The organism is Vibrio sp. MA40-2 (assembly GCF_047302445.1).
GTDB lineage: Bacteria > Pseudomonadota > Gammaproteobacteria > Enterobacterales > Vibrionaceae > Vibrio.
Map to the genome: position 1 here is coordinate 536023 of NZ_CP178628.1, position 18431 is coordinate 554453.

Below are 18431 nucleotides of genomic sequence, written 5' to 3' on the forward strand. Positions count from 1 at the left end.
AATTTATTTTCTCACTAACCCCATCGTTCTTCCAAGCAATGGTGATTTAAATAAACGACTATTATCCATAGCCATAAGAGCAACGTTTCGCCCTAGTTGAAGAGGAAACCAATCATTAGAAAAAATATGCACCATCGTTGAAATTAACTCAATGGTGTTATCACGATCATCTTCACGGCACTTTCTATACTGACTCAGCAGTGAAAAATCACCTACATCTTTCTGCCCTACAAGGGTATTTACTAGGCTTTCTACATCTCGGATACCTAAATTAAAACCTTGGCCTGCAATAGGGTGTAATAGTTGAGCGGCATTACCGACTGTGGCAAATCGATGCGATACTATCTGCTGTTTTTTCTTTAAAATTAAAGGGTAGCTGGCTTTTTTACCAACTCGTAATATTTTGCCAAGTCGCCAACCAAACTGAGTTTGTAATTGAGCAATAAACTGTTCATCAGAAAAAGTTAAAGTTTGCTTAGCTTGTTCGGGGTTTAAACACCACACCACCGACATCCGGTTATTAGACATAGGCAAAAATGCTAAAGGGCCACCAGAGGTAAAACGCTCGAAAGCTCTACCGTTATGCTGTTCAGATATTTCCACATTGGTAATAATGGCAACTTGTTCAAAGTCATACTCTGTCTGTTCATGACCTAATAAATTACAACAGGTAGAATCTGCACCATCAGCAGCAACTAAGATTTGGCAAGACACAACTTCACCACTAGTCAGCGTAACTAAGTTAAAGTCTTGCTCTTTACTAATATGAGTAACCGAATCAGGGCACAAATAATCGATCTGTTTACAGTCGCGAATGCGTTGCTGATATAACGCTCCTATATCGGCTAGCTCAACCACATAGCCTAATGCAGGAACACATTGTTCCGCTTTATCAATATGGGCAACGCCAACGTGCCCACGGTCAGAAACATGAATCTGATTAATAGCAGTGGTGAGCGGCTCGATGGCAGACCATAGTTGAAATTTTTCTAAAACCAACTTGGTTCCATACGATAAAGCTATCGACCGAGAATCAAACCCAGGGTGTGAATCATTGTCAACCGCGTAAGGCTCAATGACAGCAATAGAGAGCCTTTGTTGGGAGAGGTGATCTAAGGCTAACGCTAACGTTGACCCAACCATTGCCCCACCGGCAATAACAATATCGTACTGTTTCATTTTTTTACCTTAATGAATGGTAGGATTGCTTTCTTGTTGAGGCATTTTTTTGCCAAATTCAGCATGAATAATCAACACACATGCTTTTACATGTTCGATCACTTGCTCAAGTAAATCCGCTTGCTCAACTAAGTCATCATCTTCATCTATACCTAATTTACTGATCTCTTCAAGATCAGTTAATGCTTCTTTTACATCGGTTGGCATATTTTTTAGCGTGACATTCACTAGGCCAAGGCCAGAAATAAAGTGATTAACCCATTCAGACAACGCATCGGCCATTTCCATCAAATCGGCATCATCATCAGGAAGCAACATAGATAACTCTATGTCTGTACCACTCAATTCAGTGGTACTCAGTGCTAAAGCCGATTCTGCATACTTTAACGCTTTATCAGGCCAACCCATACCATCATTGGTATAATCAAAGAGCAGTGGCTGCCAGCTTTTATCGGTAAGAGATAATCCTCCACTCAACATTCCCACCAATAAACCGTGTAGTTCAGCGGGAGTAACAGAGAGACTTGAGGATTGAAGACCTGATGCAATAGCTACGTAATCAGGGAGAGTTGTTTTACTCATGGTTGCTCACATTAGTGATTTAAAGTTACCCTATTCTAGCATTTCAACATGATAGCGAAAACCGTAACAATATATGGTTAGCAATTGTGCAATTTGTCGAATTACTGTGTGTTTAAGTACTCATTTTACCAGTAATAGTGTGAAAGGCTTGAATCTTTAGAGAGCATTTTCTATAGTGCTTGCTCTACGATGAAACAAATAATAACCCAACACCTGAGTTTGAGTTATTAAGTGATAAGAGTTCATTCATTATGAGTAATAATGCAGTTGAAATTGAAATATTGGGCAAACTGACCCGAGTAAATTGCCCGGCAGGGGAAGAGGACTCGTTACGTCAAGCTGCACAGGATCTTGATAATCGATTGCAAGAAATGACTGAGCGGACTAAAGTATCAAATATAGAAAAGCTACTTACTATTGCCGCACTGAATATTTGCTATGAATTGCAGCAGATAAAAAGTGAAAAAGACAATGGTCAAGAACAAATAACGAAACGCCTTGAACAGCTAAGTGCATCACTCGATGAAGCTCTTAGTCCAGAAAAATAAAACCTTGGTCATTAGACTGAGTAAGTAAAATGTAAGTAGCAGAAATAGCGTTAAACCAATTTACCCTGGGGTGTTTGTCAGCAGGATTTAAGTCCCTGAGCCGATAAGCAATACCCAAGGGTTAGTACTTGAATACTATTGAGCAAGCTCGGCTCGTATCGAGAAGCCTACGGTATTCATTGCTGATCCGCCTTGAACCAGCTGGTTCAAGGGCCATTAATCCTCAACGGCACTCTGGGGTATCCTCTATGCAAGATATACGATTAGCGATACGCAAAGAAATTAGACAACAAAGAAACGCTCTTTCCTCTTTCGATCAGGTTAGCGCAGCAAAACAACTTCTCGCTCAACTCAAATGCTTACCAAAACTGAATCACGCTAAGAATATCGCTCTTTACTTATCTGTCGATGGAGAGCTTGACACCAAGCCCGTCATTGAATATTTATGGCAACAAGGAAAACACGTATTTCTACCTGTATTACATCCATTTTCTAAAGGTCACTTACTTTTTCTTCGTTATGAACAAAACACGGTAATGACATTAAACGCCTTTAAAATACCAGAGCCAAAATTAGACCTAAGCAAGGTTATACCAATAGCTCAGCTTAATATCATATTCACGCCGCTAGTGGCTTTTGATGCGTATGGAAACCGGCTAGGTATGGGCGGAGGTTACTATGATAGGAGCCTTGCTCATTGGCATAAAACCGGCGAAGGCGCAATTCCTATAGGCATTGCTCATAACTGTCAACAAATCGCCAAAGTACCAACGGAAAGTTGGGACATTCCACTGCCTTTCATCGCAACACCATCAAAAATATGGAAATGGTAAGGATGCTATTGGGCAATGACCGAATAAGCAGCTATAATTCTCCGCACTTAAACTAGCTATTATGATTAGTGGGCTCGCTTAACCAATCGTAACGGCTGACATTCCCCCTATACCCAAAATCATTGGAGTTGCATTGAGGCGACAAGCAAACGAAAACCCATGAGCATAAATTTATTATGTGATTGAGGAGCGTAGCTTGGTCAACAAAGAGGCACCTTAAAGGATAACGGGTATATAAATTATATACACGTTCTGGAGAACATCATGACACAAGATGAAATGAAGAAGGAAGCTGGCTGGGCGGCGTTAAAATATGTTAAAGCAGGAAGCATTGTCGGTGTAGGTACAGGCTCTACAGTTAAACACTTCATCGATGCTCTCGGAACAATGAAAGATGAAATTAAAGGTGCGGTTTCTAGCTCTGATGACTCAACAAAAAAATTAGAAGCATTAGGAATTGAAATATTTGACTGCAATGAAGTGGATAAACTGGATGTTTACGTTGATGGCGCCGATGAAATTAACCCAGCAAAAGAGATGATTAAAGGTGGTGGAGCTGCTCTAACTCGTGAAAAAATTGTTGCAGCAATATCGGACAAATTCATTTGTATTGTTGACGGAACAAAAGCCGTTAACGTACTAGGTGAGTTCCCATTACCTGTTGAAGTTATCCCTATGGCTCGTTCGTATGTTGGACGCCAAATCGTTAAACTTGGTGGAGACCCTGCCTACCGTGAAGGCGTTGTAACAGATAATGGCAATATAATCATTGACATATATGGTTTAAAAATCACTGAGCCAAAACAACTTGAAGATCAGATTAATTCAATTGCAGGTGTGGTGACCGTTGGACTTTTTGCCCACCGGGGTGCCGATGTAGTTATAACAGGTACGCCTGAAGGCGCAAAAATCGAAGAATAATGTAAATCCTTTGCGTAATTTGATAACAAACGGTGCTAAATATGCGCCGTTTTTTATTATTTATTCCGTAATATTCTTACCCTTTTATCTTTTTTTTTGATAATTTAGGTGTCAGAAAATAGACAGCAGGATCGTTTGGCATTTAAGACAAACAAGTGCTGCCTGTTACTTACTATTATATTGTGCCGAAAAGCCCCCTCATTTTAAGGACGAGAATTAATGGCTAGAGTATCACTGGAAAAAGATAAAATTAAAATTCTTCTACTCGAAGGTCTGCATCCTTCAAGTGTCGAAGTGTTTGAGTCTGCAGGTTATAGCAACATTGAATACCATAAAGGTTCATTGTCTGATGAAGACTTATTAGAAGCTGTCAAAGATGTCCATTTTATCGGTATTCGCTCGCGAACCAACCTATCTGAAGAAGTTTTTCAAGCGGCAAATAAATTAGTTGCTGTCGGTTGTTTCTGTATTGGAACCAACCAAGTCAATTTAAAAGCTGCCGCAAAACGAGGTATTCCAGTATTTAACGCACCATTCTCTAATACTCGTAGTGTTGCAGAGCTTGTACTAGGCCAGATTTTATTAATGCTACGTGGCATTCCAGAAAAAAATGCCCTCGCTCATCGCGGTCTTTGGAAAAAATCAGCGGATGCTTCCTATGAAGCTCGCGGTAAAAAACTGGGTATTATCGGTTATGGTCACATCGGTACGCAGCTCGGTATTATTGCAGAAAACCTAGGGATGAGAGTTTACTTCTATGATATTGAAAACAAACTTTCTCTAGGTAATGTCACCCAGGTTCAAAGCATGGAACAACTTCTTAATCAATGTGACGTTATATCGCTTCACGTACCAGAAACAAATGGTACAAAGAATATGATGGGAGCTGAAGAGTTTGCTCAAATGAAACCAGGGGCCATCTTTATCAATGCAGCTCGCGGTACTGTGGTTGATATTCCTGCCCTTTGCGACGCTTTAGAGGCTAAACATTTAAGCGGTGCGGCTGTTGACGTATTCCCAACAGAGCCAAAAACCAATGCTGACCCATTTGAATCACCATTAATGAAGTTCGACAACGTTATTCTAACGCCTCACGTTGGTGGTTCAACTCAAGAAGCACAAGAGAACATCGGAATTGAAGTGGCAGGTAAACTGACCAAATACTCTGACAATGGCTCAACGCTGTCATCAGTCAACTTCCCAGAAGTATCACTACCAATACACAAAAGTTCATCAAGACTATTACATATCCATGAAAACCGTCCTGGTATATTGACCCAAATTAACACCATCTTCGCTGAAGAAGGCATTAATATTACCGGCCAATACCTGCAAACAACGTCTGAAATGGGTTATGTGGTTATTGATGTAGAAGCCAGCCGTTCTGAAGAGGCACTGGTCAAACTAAAAGAGATTGAAGGAACGATTAGAGCAAGATTGCTACACTAATCATCTATCATCATTTTAGCTAAATCAAAGCAAGTAAAGGCATCGAATACGATGCCTTTTTTATTTTCCTATCTTTGTTTTGAGCCGCGATTTAATGATGTCAGTGTAATTAAATTATTGAGGTAAGGTATGCTTTGCATGTTGAATAATAGCTTCTGATAAATTCTTCAACACGCCACTTTCCAAATTCCAATGATGCCAATACAGCTTATTTGCAATACTAAATTCAGGTGAGATATTAACCAGTAATCCTTGTTTTAGTTCTTGTTCAATTTGTAGTTTAGGAATTAAAGAATAAGCCACACCTAAAGTCGTCATCTTAACAAATGCTTCCGAACTTCTTACCGTATGCTTAGTCACATTATTTATAGATAACGAAAAATATTGTTGAATGAAATGTTCATGCATATGATCATGCTGATTGAAAACTACCGCTGGCGCTGCTAACAAAGATTCTGGTGATACACCATTTGCAAAAAATCGTTGGCAAAAATCAGGACTAGCGACACAAATGTATTCCGTTACTCCTAAATAATCGGCAGTACAACCGGGTATGGAACGATTATCTACCGAGATTGCTCCAACAACTTCACCTGTTCTAAGTTTTTCCAATGTTCTATTTTCATCATCAACCACAAAATTTATAGCAATTTGAGACGACTTCAATAAATCAGCCAGACTAGGTAACAACCATGTCGCAAGACTATCCGCATTTGTTGCAATAGAAACATCAACGGCAACCTTTACATCTTCACTCATCAACTCAGGAAGAAGATCTTGCTCTAGCAAAGAGACTCTTCTATACAGACCTAACAACTTCTGACCAGTAAGTGTCGGCTTAGGTGGCTGTTCACGGATCAACACTGGCTGTGAAGCCCATTGCTCTAACTGTTTTATTCGTTGTGATACTGCAGATTGCGATATAGATAAAACCTTTGCTGCCTTATCAAAACTTCGATAACTAATCACAGCATCAAGTGCCACAATCCAACGATAATCTATACCTCTCATTTAAGGCACTCTGATAGTAATAAGTTAAACTTATTATATATTAATATCATTAGATATACTTATTAAAAAGAATTCATTATCCTTTGGTGAAATTAAAAATAAGACAGAGGTTTTTGTGAGTTTTTGGATTGTTTTTCAAGGATTTAGTTTAGGTGCTAGTATGATTATTCCAATAGGAGCCCAAAATGCTTATGTACTTAACCAAGGAATAAAAAGAAACCATCATTTAACGACAGCGGCAACATGTAGTCTAATCGATATACTACTCATATCGTTAGGTGTATTTGGGGGAGGAAGCTTATTTTCTCAGAATGAAATATTACTCAATATTGTCACCATTGGCGGGATATTATTCCTGACTTTTTACAGTTACCTATCGGTAAAAAGTGCTTTTCAATTCAAAACCGAAGCGGTTGATGCCAACTTATCAATAAAAAGCCGGCGTGCAGTTATAATAGGAGTATTAGCCGTCTCGTTATTGAACCCCCACGTTTATTTAGACACTATAGTGGTTCTCGGTTCAATTGGTGGTCAATTTACTGGCTTAGAACGGCTATCTTTTGCTGTTGGAACCATGATCGCGTCTTTAGTTTGGTTTTTTTCCTTATCAATAGCCGCATCAAAACTCGCAAATACATTGTCAAAACCAAAAATAAAAATGGCAATAGATCTCACTGTTGCGCTCGTTATGATGTTAATTGCGATATCTCTTAGCAAAGAATTTTTTAATTAGTAGGTGGTTAAAGTCAACATCTAATTATCGACTATTGAATATAAAAACGCTCCTAAAAGGAGCGTTTTCGGCTATGTTATCAAATAAGGTTAATGAGCTTAATCAACTTTATTTAAATGCACATCCATTTGCGGGAATGGGATCTCAATACCTTCTTTATCCAACTCCTCTTTTATAGCTTGTAGTGTATCGAAATAAACTGCCCAGTAATCTGCAGTACGACACCAAGGACGAGCAACAAAATTTACCGATGAATCAGCAAGAGCAACCACACCAACCGTAATACCAGGCTGCTTTAATATACGCTCATCTGATTCTAAAACACGAGTGATAACCGCTTTCGCTTTTTGTAAATCAGCACTATAAGAAACACCAATAACATGATCGATACGACGAGTATCGTGGTGTGAATAGTTAACAATCGCTCCACCAATAACTGAGCCATTAGGAACTACAACCATTTTGTTATCTGGTGTAGTTAAAACGGTCTGAAAAATTTGTATAGAGCTAACAGAACCCGCTACACCACCAATTTCAACATAATCACCCGACTTAAATGGACGGAAAGCAACAATCAATACGCCGGCAGCAAAGTTAGAAAGTGAACCTTGTAACGCTAGACCTACCGCTAAACCAGCCGCACCAATAACTGCAACAACCGATGCGGTTTGCACACCTAGACGACCTAGAGCGGCGATTAAAACAATAACAAACAATAAGTAACGCACTAAAGCATGCACAAAATCGACAACGGCTTTGTCCATTTCTTTCTTGTTTAAAACTTTCGCTACACTATTTGCAATCGCTTTAACAATAATATTACCGATGAAAAGGATCAGAACTGCTGAAATAATGTTCACACCATACTGAATTAGTAAGTCTGAATTATCAGTAAACCACTTTTCAGCCACCGAAAAGGTTTCGGTAACATTTACCATCGTTATTTCTTCACTTGCCATTAATTTTTCCTCAGGTTTTCTTTTATAAAATCACATTTTCGCAGCAACAGACATTATTGATACGCTGTGATTTTGTTAAATTCTAAAGTAGATAGTGTTATTTGTTATTATATTCAATTATATTCATACTGAACAGCAACGCGTTAACAGTCACATCAAAAATAAATTACTATTGAACGCTAAGATACGTATCTATAGAAAATAAATCTAGACTCTTAATTGAGAAATTAAGTATTTGTTAAAAAAAACCACATTTCATTAACCACCACAACTTGATTTTTGCTATTCATGCTCATTTTTATTTAGTTTGAAATATAGAGATGTAAAAAAACCGCTCTTAAAGAGCGGTTTATATCATTTTCGTTATAAATAATTTATTTTTATAACTTTCGCATTAAAGACGATTGATTTATAAAACGTCAACAGCGTTAAGGTCAGCAAATGCTTTTTCAAGACGAGTAACCATTGATACTTGACCAGCACGTAACCAAACACGTGGATCATAATATTTTTTGTTTGGTGCAGCTTCACCAGTTGGGTTACCAATTTGGCCTTGTAGGAAATCACGGTTAGCAGCTTCGTATTCACGAATACCATCCCAACATGCCCATTGCGTATCAGTATCGATGTTCATTTTAATTACACCGTAGCCAATAGATTCTTGAATTTCAGCTTCAGAAGAACCAGAACCACCGTGGAATACAAAGTTAAGTGCATTTGGTGCAATGCCAAATTTTTCAGAACAGTATGCTTGAGAATCACGCAAGATAGTTGGAGTAAGAACAACGTTACCTGCTTGATAAACACCATGAACATTACCGAAAGAAGCAGCAATAGTGAAGTTAGGGCTAATAGCTACTAATTTTTCATATGCGTAAGCAACATCTTCAGGAGAAGTGTATAGCTCAGATGCATCCATATCAGAGTTATCTACACCATCTTCTTCACCACCAGTACAACCTAATTCAATTTCAAGCGTCATACCCATTTTAGCCATACGAGCAAGGTATTTAGCTGAGATCTCGATATTTTCTTCTAAAGACTCTTCAGAAAGATCGATCATATGAGAAGAGAAAAGAGGCTTACCTGTTTGCTCAAAGAACTCTTCACCAGCATCTAGTAATCCGTCGATCCAAGGAAGTAATTTTTTAGCTGCATGGTCAGTATGCAAAATAACTGGAACACCGTAAGATTCGGCTACAGCGTGAACATATTTAGCACCAGCAACGGCACCAAGAATAGGACCAGCAGCGCCTTCTAAAGGAACGCCTTTACCTGCAAAAAAAGCAGCGCCGCCGTTAGAAAATTGAACAATAACAGGCGCTTTAACTTTAGCTGCTGCTTCTAACACTGCGTTTACAGAGTCAGTACCTACACAGTTAACAGCAGGTAGAGCGAAGTTGTTTTCTTTCGCAACTTCAAATACTTTCTGTACGTCAGCACCAGAGATAACACCAGGTTTTACGAAATCGAAGATCTTAGACATGGAATGAGTCCTATTTTCTGTCGTTTTAAATGAATTTCTTACAAGTTTTTTTACAAATGTAGCAATCGTTTACTAATTATACGCACGGTATTCTAACAACAAATAACCAACCTCAGCAAACAGAAAGGCGGAAGTAAACTTCCGCCTTAAAAATACTTATGCTTTAGCACGTTCTTCTAGCATGGCTACTGCAGGAAGTACTTTACCTTCAACAAACTCAAGGAATGCACCACCGCCAGTCGAAATATAAGAAACATCGGCTTTAATACCAAACTTATCGATAGCAGCCAAAGTATCACCGCCACCAGCAACAGAGAAACCTTCTGAATCTGCGATTGCTTTAGATATACCAGCTGTGCCTGCTTCAAAGTTCTTAAATTCAAATACGCCAACAGGTCCATTCCAAAGAATCGTCTTTGCATTGCCAATAATCTCAGCCAGTACCGCTGTTGAGTCTGGGCCAAGGTCAAAAATCATGTCATCATCTTGTACATCGGCAACATTTTTAATTTCAGCTTCTGCATTTTCATCAAACGCTTTTGCACACGCAACGTCTGTGGCGACAGGAATAGAACACTCTTTCATTAATTTCTGAGCGGTTTCAATAAGATCTGCTTCGTATAAAGACTTACCTACATTGTGACCTTCAGCAGCGATAAATGTGTTGGCAATACCACCACCTACAACTAATTGATCCGCTATTTTTGATAGCGATTCAAGCACGGTTAATTTAGTTGACACTTTAGACCCGCCAACAATAGCGACAAGTGGACGAGCTGGATTATCCATCGCTTTACCTAATGCTTCTAACTCAGCAGCAAGTAAAGGACCAGCACAAGCAATAGGTGCATAAGTACCTACACCATGAGTCGATGCTTGAGCACGATGAGCGGTACCAAATGCATCCATTACAAATACATCACAAAGCGCTGCATATTTTTTAGATAGCGCTTCTTCGTTTTTCTTTTCACCTTTATTAAAGCGGACATTCTCAAGAACAACCAACTCGCCTGCGTTTAGTTCTAGGCCATCTAAATATTCTTTGGCTAATTTAACGTCACAATCAAGTGCATCGTTAAGATAGTTAACAACCGGAGCCAAAGAGAACTCTTCTGCATATTCACCTTCAGTAGGGCGACCTAAATGAGAAGTAACCATTACCTTAGCGCCAGCTTCTAGGCATAGCTTAATAGTAGGAAGTGATGCAAGAATACGTGCATCAGAAGTTACTTTGCCATTTTTTACTGGCACATTGAGATCCGCACGGATAAATACACGTTTACCTGCTAGATCCAGGTCAGTCATCTTGATTACAGACATGGTTTGTCCTCTCGATTGATAAATTTAAGAAAGTTTGTATAGCTCGGTATTATACCAAGCGTAGAAATTCTTTAGCTACTTCTCTTGTGAGTATAATATCAATTTATTTTACTGCGTAAATAAATTATTTATAAACCTTGCTCTTCACATGAAAGCATCGCTATTGCGGTGTCTAGCATTCTATTGGCAAAACCCCATTCGTTGTCGCACCAAACTAACATTTTTACTAAACGACCATCGCTCACCCTAGTTTGAGAACCATCCACAATCGCACTATGCGAATCATGATTGAAATCGATCGAAACTAGCGGCTTTTCAGTATAGTCAACAATGCCACGTAATGTACACTGAGATGCCTGTATGATGGTTTGATTTACGTCATTAACTTTCACTTTTGTATTAATTGTAACGCTTAAATCCATTGCTGTTACATTAACAGTAGGAACTCGAACCGATATCGCTTCAAATTTGTTAGAAAATTTCGGAAATATTCGTTCTATGCCTTTATGTAATTTTGTATCAACAGGAATAATAGACTGGCTTGCAGCTCGAGTTCGGCGAAGATCAGAATGATAAGCATCAATCACTTGTTGATCATTCATTGATGAATGAATAGTGGTAATCGTGCCCGAATCGATACCAAATGCCTCATCTAGCACTTTAATAATCGGCACTATACAATTTGTAGTACAAGAACCGTTAGATACAATGTGATGCTCCGGTAATAAAGATTGCTCATTAACACCATAAATAATCGTATTATCCAGATCATTGGCTCCTGGATGAGAAAAAAGGACCTTTTTAGCGCCTGCGGCAATATGCTGTAAGCCATGCTCTCGATTGCCATAAACACCGGTGCAATCTAAAACAATATCAACCTCAAGATCTCTCCATGGAAGTAACTCAATATCAGCTAGATGAAGAATTTTAACTGAATCAAATTCTCCATTCTTATGATGGATAAAAATGTGCTGTTGGTCATTGCTGATCTTTTTTTCGAATCGACCGTGACTGGTATCATATTGCAGTAAATGCGCCATCGCATCCGGTTGTGCCAACTCATTGACCGCAACAACATGAATCTTGTCGTTTCTTCCACTTTCATACAATGCACGCAGCACATTACGCCCTATCCGGCCAAATCCATTAATCGCAATTCTCAACATCAACTACACTCTCATCCCTAAAACTTGAACACGGATAATACGGGATCTTAATTAAAATCGCATGCATAAAAAAACCGAGCATTACGCTCGGTTCAATAAATAATGATCACTTAACTCAGCTGAGTTTCAATTAGATAGCATTTCAATTGCTATGCTATCTATAACCATTGAATAAATCGCTGTTAATTATTTGTAGTAATAATTAAGCAAGTACTTCTTTGGCTGTGTTAACTACGTTGTCTACAGTGAAACCAAACATCTTAAACAGTTCACCTGCTGGTGCTGATTCACCGAAGCTATTCATACCAATAACACGACCATCAAAGCCTACGTATTTGTACCAGTAATCAGCAATACCTGCTTCGACTGCAACACGTGCTCTTACGTCAGATGGCAATACCGATTCACGGTAAGCGGCATCTTGCTTATCAAACACATCCGTTGCCGGCATAGAAACAACGCGGACTTTTTTACCCTCTGCACTCAATTGCGCCGCGGCTTCTACCGCTAATTCAACTTCTGAGCCAGTCGCAATTAAGATAAGCTCTGGTTGGCCATCACAGTCAACTAAAACATAACCACCTTTCGCGATAGCCGCGACTTGAGCGTCTGTTCGGGCTTGCTGTGCAAGATTTTGACGAGAGAAAATAAGCGAGGTTGGGCCATCTTTACGTTCAATCGCAAATTTCCACGCTACCGCCGATTCCACTTGGTCACATGGACGCCACGTGCTCATATTTGGTGTTAAACGAAGTGAAGAGACTTGCTCTACTGGTTGGTGGGTTGGACCATCTTCACCTAAACCAATTGAATCGTGGGTATACACTTGAATGTTTTGTACTTTCATTAATGCAGCCATGCGCAATGCATTACGAGCGTATTCCATAAACATAAGGAAGGTCGCGCCGTAAGGAACAAACCCACCGTGTAGAGCTAAACCATTCATAATGGCGGTCATACCAAATTCGCGAACACCGTAATGAATATAGTTACCCGATGCATCGTCTGCTGATACAGATTTAGAACCAGACCACATGGTTAAGTTAGAAGGAGCAAGGTCAGCCGAGCCACCCATAAACTCAGGCAACATAGTACCAAACGCTTCTAGCGCATTTTGCGACGCTTTACGTGAGGCGATATTGGCAGGATTAGCTTGTAAATCAGCAATGATTTGCGTGGTTTTTTGTTGCCATTCAGCAGGTAATTCACCGTTTATACGACGGGTATATTCTGCTGCAAGCTCTGGAAACTCGCTCGCGTACGCTGAAAATTTCTCATTCCATGCCGCTTCTTTTGCTAAACCCGCTTCTTTTGCATCCCACTGAGTATAAATATCTGCAGGGATCTCGAAAGGCCCATGCTTCCAGCCTAGAGCTTCACGAGTGGCCGTGATTTCATCGGCACCTAAAGGTGCACCATGACAATCATGCGTTCCCGCTTTATTTGGCGAGCCAAAACCAATCACAGTTTTAGTACAAATCAGGGTTGGTTTGCCTGTTTCCGCTTTTGCTACTTCAATGGCTGCATTGATTGCCACAGGATCATGACCATCTACGGCAGGAATAACATGCCAACCATACGCTTCAAAACGCTTAGGTGTATCGTCGGAGAACCAACCTTCTACTTCACCATCAATAGAAATGCCATTGTCATCCCAAAAAGCAATCAGTTTACCCAGCCCTAATGTGCCAGCTAATGAACACGCTTCGTGAGAAATGCCTTCCATTAAACAACCGTCACCCATAAACACATAAGTATTATGGTCAACAATCTGATGTTCAGGTTTATTAAACTGCGCGGCCAAAGCTTTTTCAGCCAACGCCATACCAACACCGTTAGTGATGCCTTGGCCTAAAGGTCCAGTCGTGGTTTCGATGCCAGGTGCATAACCATATTCTGGGTGGCCCGGCGTTTTCGAATGTAATTGACGGAAGTTTTTCAAATCATCAATAGACAAGTCATAACCTGTCAAATGAAGCAGAGAATAAATCAGCATAGAGCCGTGACCGTTAGAAAGCACAAAACGGTCACGATCTGCCCACTGTGGATTCTGTGGGTTATGGTTTAAATGACCACGCCAAAGTACTTCAGCGATGTCAGCCATCCCCATTGGTGCGCCTGGGTGACCTGAGTTGGCTTGTTGTACGCCGTCCATGCTAAGCGCGCGAATTGCGTTTGCTAGCTCTTGCTGAGAAGGTTGTTGAGAAGGCATGTCTGCTCCTGGTAAGTAAGCGAATTCAATAATATAAACTAACGCTATTTATATCCTATTTAATAGCGGTCGCTATTCTCTCAAAGCAAAATTAGGACTGCAATCCTTTCCTTAGTGAATAGTGCTAAGGCCCCAGTTTTTAAGACTACGAACTCAAAGTTCGCAAATAGAAATATCAGCACTTTATGATCCACCTCAAAAAAAACTTGTATTTCTAACTGCAAATACTAGAATAGACGTCTAGATGTAGAAACGCCTATTAAAATAGAGTTTCGCACTGAACATTTATCCTATTTTGAAAGATGCATTGTTTGCATCTTTTTTTAACGTTTTAATAACGGAGCTATCTATTATGGCTAAGCACCTGTTTACTTCTGAATCTGTATCAGAAGGTCATCCAGATAAAATCGCAGATCAAATATCTGATGCAGTTCTTGACGCAATCTTAGAGCAAGACCCTAAAGCACGCGTAGCTTGTGAAACTTATGTAAAAACAGGCATGGTTATGGTGGGTGGCGAAGTAACAACATCCGCTTGGGTAGATATTGAAGAAATTACTCGTCAAACCGTTCGTGAGATCGGTTACGTAGGCTCCGACATGGGTTTTGATGCTGACTCTTGCGCAGTACTAAACACTATTGGTAAACAATCTCCTGACATCAATCAAGGGGTTGATAAAAGTGACCCTAAAGATCAAGGGGCTGGCGACCAAGGTATTATGTTTGGTTACGCAACCAATGAAACTGAAGTATTAATGCCTGCTCCTATTACTTACTCTCACTTATTGGTACAAAAACAAGCTGAAGTTCGTAAAAATGGCCAATTAAGCTGGTTACGTCCAGATGCAAAAAGCCAAGTTACTTTCCAGTACGATCAAGGCAAAATCGTCGGTATTGATGCAGTAGTACTTTCAACGCAACATTGTGAATCAATTTCTACGCCGGATTTACGTGAAGCAGTAATGGAAGAAATCATCAAACCAGTACTTCCTTCTGAGTGGCTTAATAAAGAGACTAAATTCTTTATCAACCCAACAGGCCGCTTTGTTATCGGTGGCCCAATGGGTGACTGTGGCCTAACCGGTCGTAAAATTATCGTTGACACATACGGTGGTGCAGCTCGCCATGGTGGTGGTGCATTCTCTGGTAAAGATCCTTCAAAAGTTGACCGTAGTGCTGCTTATGCAGCACGATATGTTGCTAAGAATATTGTTGCCGCAGGTCTAGCTGATCGTTGTGAAATCCAACTTTCTTACGCTATTGGTGTAGCTGATCCAACATCTATTATGGTTGAAACGTTCGGTACAGAAAAAGTCTCTCACGATGTTATTATTCAAGCCGTCCGTCAGTACTTTGATCTTCGTCCATACGGCTTACAAGAAATGCTAAATTTACTGCAACCAATCTACAAAAAAACGGCAGCTTACGGACACTTTGGCCGTCAAGAGTTCCCTTGGGAAGCGACTGACAAAGCAGAGCTCCTACGTGATTTCGCTGGACTGTAACTTTCGAGATGTTGTGCATTTCTGATAGATGAACGTTTTTTAATAGACTGTAATTTTACAATAAATTACAAACTTCAAAATAGTCATCACATGAAATTCGCTTTATAATTGACGCCTCAGATTAACCTGAGGCGTTTTTTTTGGAGTCTTCTTTGGCCAACATACAGCAAGTTTTTCTACTCAGTGAGCAAGCCGAGCAAGCATTACGCCACTACGTTTCTATAGCCAATCAATATTTTGAACAACACTTTCCAGTACCGAGCATTAATTTTAAACTGCGAGGAAAATCCGCCGGAAAAGCACTATTACAACTCTGGGAAATTCGTCTTAATCCGGTATTATTTAATGAAAATCAACAGCAATTCTTACATGAGGTTATTCCTCATGAATTAGCACATTTGATTACCTTTGCGCTATTTGGTCGAGTAAAGCCACACGGAAAAGAATGGAAAATGGTGATGGAGCGTGTTTTTTCTCTTGCAGCAAAAACCACTCATACTTTTGAAATCACCTCGGTTCAAGGGCGTACTTATGAATATAAATGTCATTGCGATATTTATGCTTTAACTATCCGTCGGCACAACAAAGCGCAAAAAGGTCAAGCACGCTATCATTGCAGGCAATGCCGACAGGAATTGATATATACCGGTATACAACTAACCTAAATCGTTTACTAGACTAATCAGGAATATCTTAGACAAACAACCTGTATCAATACCCTTGTTTTTTGCATCAAACGCATCCATCTTAACAAAAGAGTTTTATATTCAGGGCCCTATCCATGCGCGTACCGAGAATTTATCATCCAGAAATTATAGCAAAATTAGGCATCCTCGCTTTAGCTGAAGATGCCGTCGGCCATGTGGGTCGAGTATTACGAATGAAACCCGGGCAGGAAGTCATCTTATTTGATGGTACCAATGCGCAGTTCCCGGCCAACATAGTAGAAGTCAGTAAAAAGTCTGTTTTAGTAGAGATAACGCAAAGAATTGAATACAGTGCTGAATCCCCATTAGATATCCATTTAGGCCAGGTGGTATCTAGAGGAGATAAGATGGAATTTACCATCCAAAAATCGGTTGAACTTGGCGTTAACACAATTACGCCACTAATATCAGAAAGATGCGGTGTAAAATTGGATCAAAAAAGATTTGAAAAGAAACTGCATCAATGGCAAAAAATTGCGATCGCAGCCTGTGAACAGAGTGGCAGAAATAAAATTCCAACCATTCGTCCCATTATGCAGCTAGAACAATGGTGTGCAGAAAATGAGTCTGGGCTAAAACTTAACCTTCATCCTAGAGCAAAGTACAGTATTAATACTCTTCCTGAACCGGTAGAAAAAGTAAGATTACTAATAGGACCAGAAGGTGGTTTATCAGCAAAAGAAATCGCCATGACCAACAATCATCAGTTTGAAGAAACAATATTAGGCCCTAGAGTACTAAGAACAGAAACAGCCGCACTAACGGCAATCACTGCATTACAAGTTCGTTTTGGCGATCTTGGTTAATATATCGGCCACCTTAAAAATAGGAACATGAAATGATCAAATTAGGCGTAGTAATGGATCCAATTACATCCATTAACATCAAGAAAGACTCTAGCTTTGCCATGATGCTTGAAGCCCAAAAGCGCGGATATGAAATACACTATATGGAAATGAATGATCTTCATTTAGAGCAAGGTGTCGCTATTGCCGATACTAAAGTAGTGACGTTAAAAGAAGATCCAGCATCATGGTTCGAATTTACTTCAGAACAAACCATCGAATTATCTGAACTAGATGCGGTATTGATGAGAAAAGATCCGCCTTTTGATACCGAATATATCTACGCCACTTATATTTTAGAGCGTGCAGAACAAAACGGCGCTTTAATTGTTAACAAACCACAAAGCCTACGTGACTGTAACGAAAAATTATTTACCGCATGGTTCCCAGAACTAACACCAACGACCATTGTGACTAGAAAAGCAGAAAAAATTAAGGCCTTTCAACAGCAACATGGTGATGTCATTTTAAAACCGCTTGATGGTATGGGTGGTGCTTCTATATTCCGAGTAAAACAAGGCGATCCAAATATTTCAGTGATCATTGAAACGCTGACTAATCACGGTCAAACCTACGCAATGGCACAAACTTTTGTCCCTGATATTAGCAATGGTGATAAACGAATATTGATTGTTGATGGAGAGCCAATGCCTTATTGCTTAGCTCGTATTCCTGCTAAAGGAGAAACACGAGGCAACCTCGCAGCAGGCGGACGAGGAGAAGCAAGACCACTGAGTGAAACCGATAAGAAAATAGCGCTTGCTGTCGCCCCAACATTAAAAGAGAAAGGGCTCATCTTTGTTGGTTTAGACATCATTGGTGACAAGTTAACCGAGATCAACGTAACCAGCCCTACTTGCATTAAAGAAATTGAGGCCGCCTTTGATATATCAATTACGGGCAAACTAATGGATGCAATTGAGCGTCGGGTAAAAGAACATAATTAAGTCATTATCCCACAAAAGGTAACAGTACA

The 18431-nt window shown here is 39.9% G+C and carries 17 protein-coding genes and 1 other RNA gene; 10 read left to right on the forward strand and 8 right to left on the reverse strand.

Features of this window, described 5'->3' with window-relative positions:
- Positions 1–3: 3 nt before the first annotated feature.
- Both ubiH and ACLKML_RS09915 read right to left on the reverse strand, forming a co-directional pair.
- Positions 4–1179, reverse strand: coding sequence for a 2-octaprenyl-6-methoxyphenyl hydroxylase (gene ubiH / locus ACLKML_RS09910; protein WP_413285206.1), 1176 nt, complete (start codon positions 1177–1179; stop codon positions 4–6).
- Positions 1180–1188: 9 nt separating this feature from the next.
- On the reverse strand, positions 1189–1761 hold the full coding sequence (locus tag ACLKML_RS09915; RefSeq protein WP_413285207.1) for a YecA family protein: 573 nt from the start codon (positions 1759–1761) through the stop codon (positions 1189–1191).
- Positions 1762–2012: 251 nt separating this feature from the next.
- Here ACLKML_RS09915 and ACLKML_RS09920 point away from each other — a divergent pair, with 251 nt between their 5' ends.
- The 5 genes from ACLKML_RS09920 (at position 2013) to serA (ending at position 5512) form a co-directional block, all read left to right on the forward strand.
- Positions 2013–2309: a cell division protein ZapA gene (locus tag ACLKML_RS09920; RefSeq protein ID WP_413285208.1), complete on the forward strand. Its 297-nt coding sequence runs from the start codon at positions 2013–2015 to the stop codon at positions 2307–2309.
- Between the two features lie 59 nt (positions 2310–2368).
- Positions 2369–2554, forward strand: a non-coding RNA gene (gene ssrS, locus ACLKML_RS09925) — 6S RNA.
- A gap of 3 nt (positions 2555–2557) precedes the next feature.
- The gene (locus ACLKML_RS09930; RefSeq protein WP_413285209.1) at positions 2558–3142 is read left to right on the forward strand and encodes a 5-formyltetrahydrofolate cyclo-ligase; all 585 of its coding nucleotides are present in this window, start codon (positions 2558–2560) and stop codon (positions 3140–3142) included.
- Positions 3143–3406: 264 nt separating this feature from the next.
- Positions 3407–4063 (forward strand): ribose-5-phosphate isomerase RpiA, encoded by a 657-nt coding sequence (rpiA, locus tag ACLKML_RS09935; RefSeq protein WP_413285210.1) that lies wholly within the window; start codon positions 3407–3409, stop codon positions 4061–4063.
- A gap of 219 nt (positions 4064–4282) precedes the next feature.
- Complete coding sequence (gene serA / locus ACLKML_RS09940; RefSeq protein WP_413285211.1) at positions 4283–5512, forward strand: phosphoglycerate dehydrogenase; 1230 nt, start codon at positions 4283–4285, stop codon at positions 5510–5512.
- Between the two features lie 114 nt (positions 5513–5626).
- On the opposite strand, the gene ACLKML_RS09945 is transcribed toward serA, so the two are convergent.
- Positions 5627–6523 (reverse strand): LysR family transcriptional regulator ArgP, encoded by an 897-nt coding sequence (locus ACLKML_RS09945; protein ID WP_413285212.1) that lies wholly within the window; start codon positions 6521–6523, stop codon positions 5627–5629.
- Between the two features lie 115 nt (positions 6524–6638).
- Between ACLKML_RS09945 and ACLKML_RS09950 the strand changes: the two genes are divergently transcribed.
- The gene (locus tag ACLKML_RS09950) at positions 6639–7256 is read left to right on the forward strand and encodes a LysE/ArgO family amino acid transporter (protein ID WP_413285213.1); all 618 of its coding nucleotides are present in this window, start codon (positions 6639–6641) and stop codon (positions 7254–7256) included.
- 98 nt (positions 7257–7354) lie between these two features.
- On the opposite strand, the gene mscS is transcribed toward ACLKML_RS09950, so the two are convergent.
- The 5 genes from mscS to tkt all read right to left on the reverse strand — a co-directional run bounded on the left by mscS (position 7355) and on the right by tkt (position 14399).
- A complete protein-coding gene (mscS, locus tag ACLKML_RS09955; RefSeq protein WP_413285214.1) occupies positions 7355–8215 on the reverse strand; it encodes a small-conductance mechanosensitive channel MscS in 861 nt (286 codons plus the stop codon).
- Positions 8216–8624: 409 nt separating this feature from the next.
- A complete protein-coding gene (fbaA, locus tag ACLKML_RS09960; protein ID WP_413285215.1) occupies positions 8625–9701 on the reverse strand; it encodes a class II fructose-bisphosphate aldolase in 1077 nt (358 codons plus the stop codon).
- Positions 9702–9857: 156 nt separating this feature from the next.
- Positions 9858–11021 carry a phosphoglycerate kinase gene (locus ACLKML_RS09965; RefSeq protein WP_413285216.1) on the reverse strand — a complete coding sequence of 388 codons (1164 nt, stop codon included), beginning with the start codon at positions 11019–11021 and terminating at the stop codon, positions 9858–9860.
- A gap of 128 nt (positions 11022–11149) precedes the next feature.
- Positions 11150–12187, reverse strand: a complete 1038-nt coding sequence (epd, locus tag ACLKML_RS09970) for an erythrose-4-phosphate dehydrogenase (protein ID WP_413285217.1) — start codon at positions 12185–12187, stop codon at positions 11150–11152.
- Between the two features lie 202 nt (positions 12188–12389).
- Positions 12390–14399: a transketolase gene (gene tkt, locus ACLKML_RS09975; RefSeq protein WP_413285218.1), complete on the reverse strand. Its 2010-nt coding sequence runs from the start codon at positions 14397–14399 to the stop codon at positions 12390–12392.
- A gap of 352 nt (positions 14400–14751) precedes the next feature.
- On the opposite strand from tkt, the gene metK reads away from it, so the two are divergent.
- The 4 genes from metK (at position 14752) to gshB (ending at position 18402) form a co-directional block, all read left to right on the forward strand.
- Positions 14752–15903 (forward strand): methionine adenosyltransferase, encoded by a 1152-nt coding sequence (metK, locus tag ACLKML_RS09980; RefSeq protein WP_413285219.1) that lies wholly within the window; start codon positions 14752–14754, stop codon positions 15901–15903.
- 161 nt (positions 15904–16064) lie between these two features.
- Positions 16065–16568: a SprT family zinc-dependent metalloprotease gene (locus tag ACLKML_RS09985; protein ID WP_413285864.1), complete on the forward strand. Its 504-nt coding sequence runs from the start codon at positions 16065–16067 to the stop codon at positions 16566–16568.
- A gap of 116 nt (positions 16569–16684) precedes the next feature.
- The gene (rsmE, locus tag ACLKML_RS09990; protein ID WP_413285220.1) at positions 16685–17416 is read left to right on the forward strand and encodes a 16S rRNA (uracil(1498)-N(3))-methyltransferase; all 732 of its coding nucleotides are present in this window, start codon (positions 16685–16687) and stop codon (positions 17414–17416) included.
- Between the two features lie 32 nt (positions 17417–17448).
- A complete protein-coding gene (gene gshB / locus ACLKML_RS09995; protein ID WP_317718716.1) occupies positions 17449–18402 on the forward strand; it encodes a glutathione synthase in 954 nt (317 codons plus the stop codon).
- Positions 18403–18431: the final 29 nt, after the last annotated feature.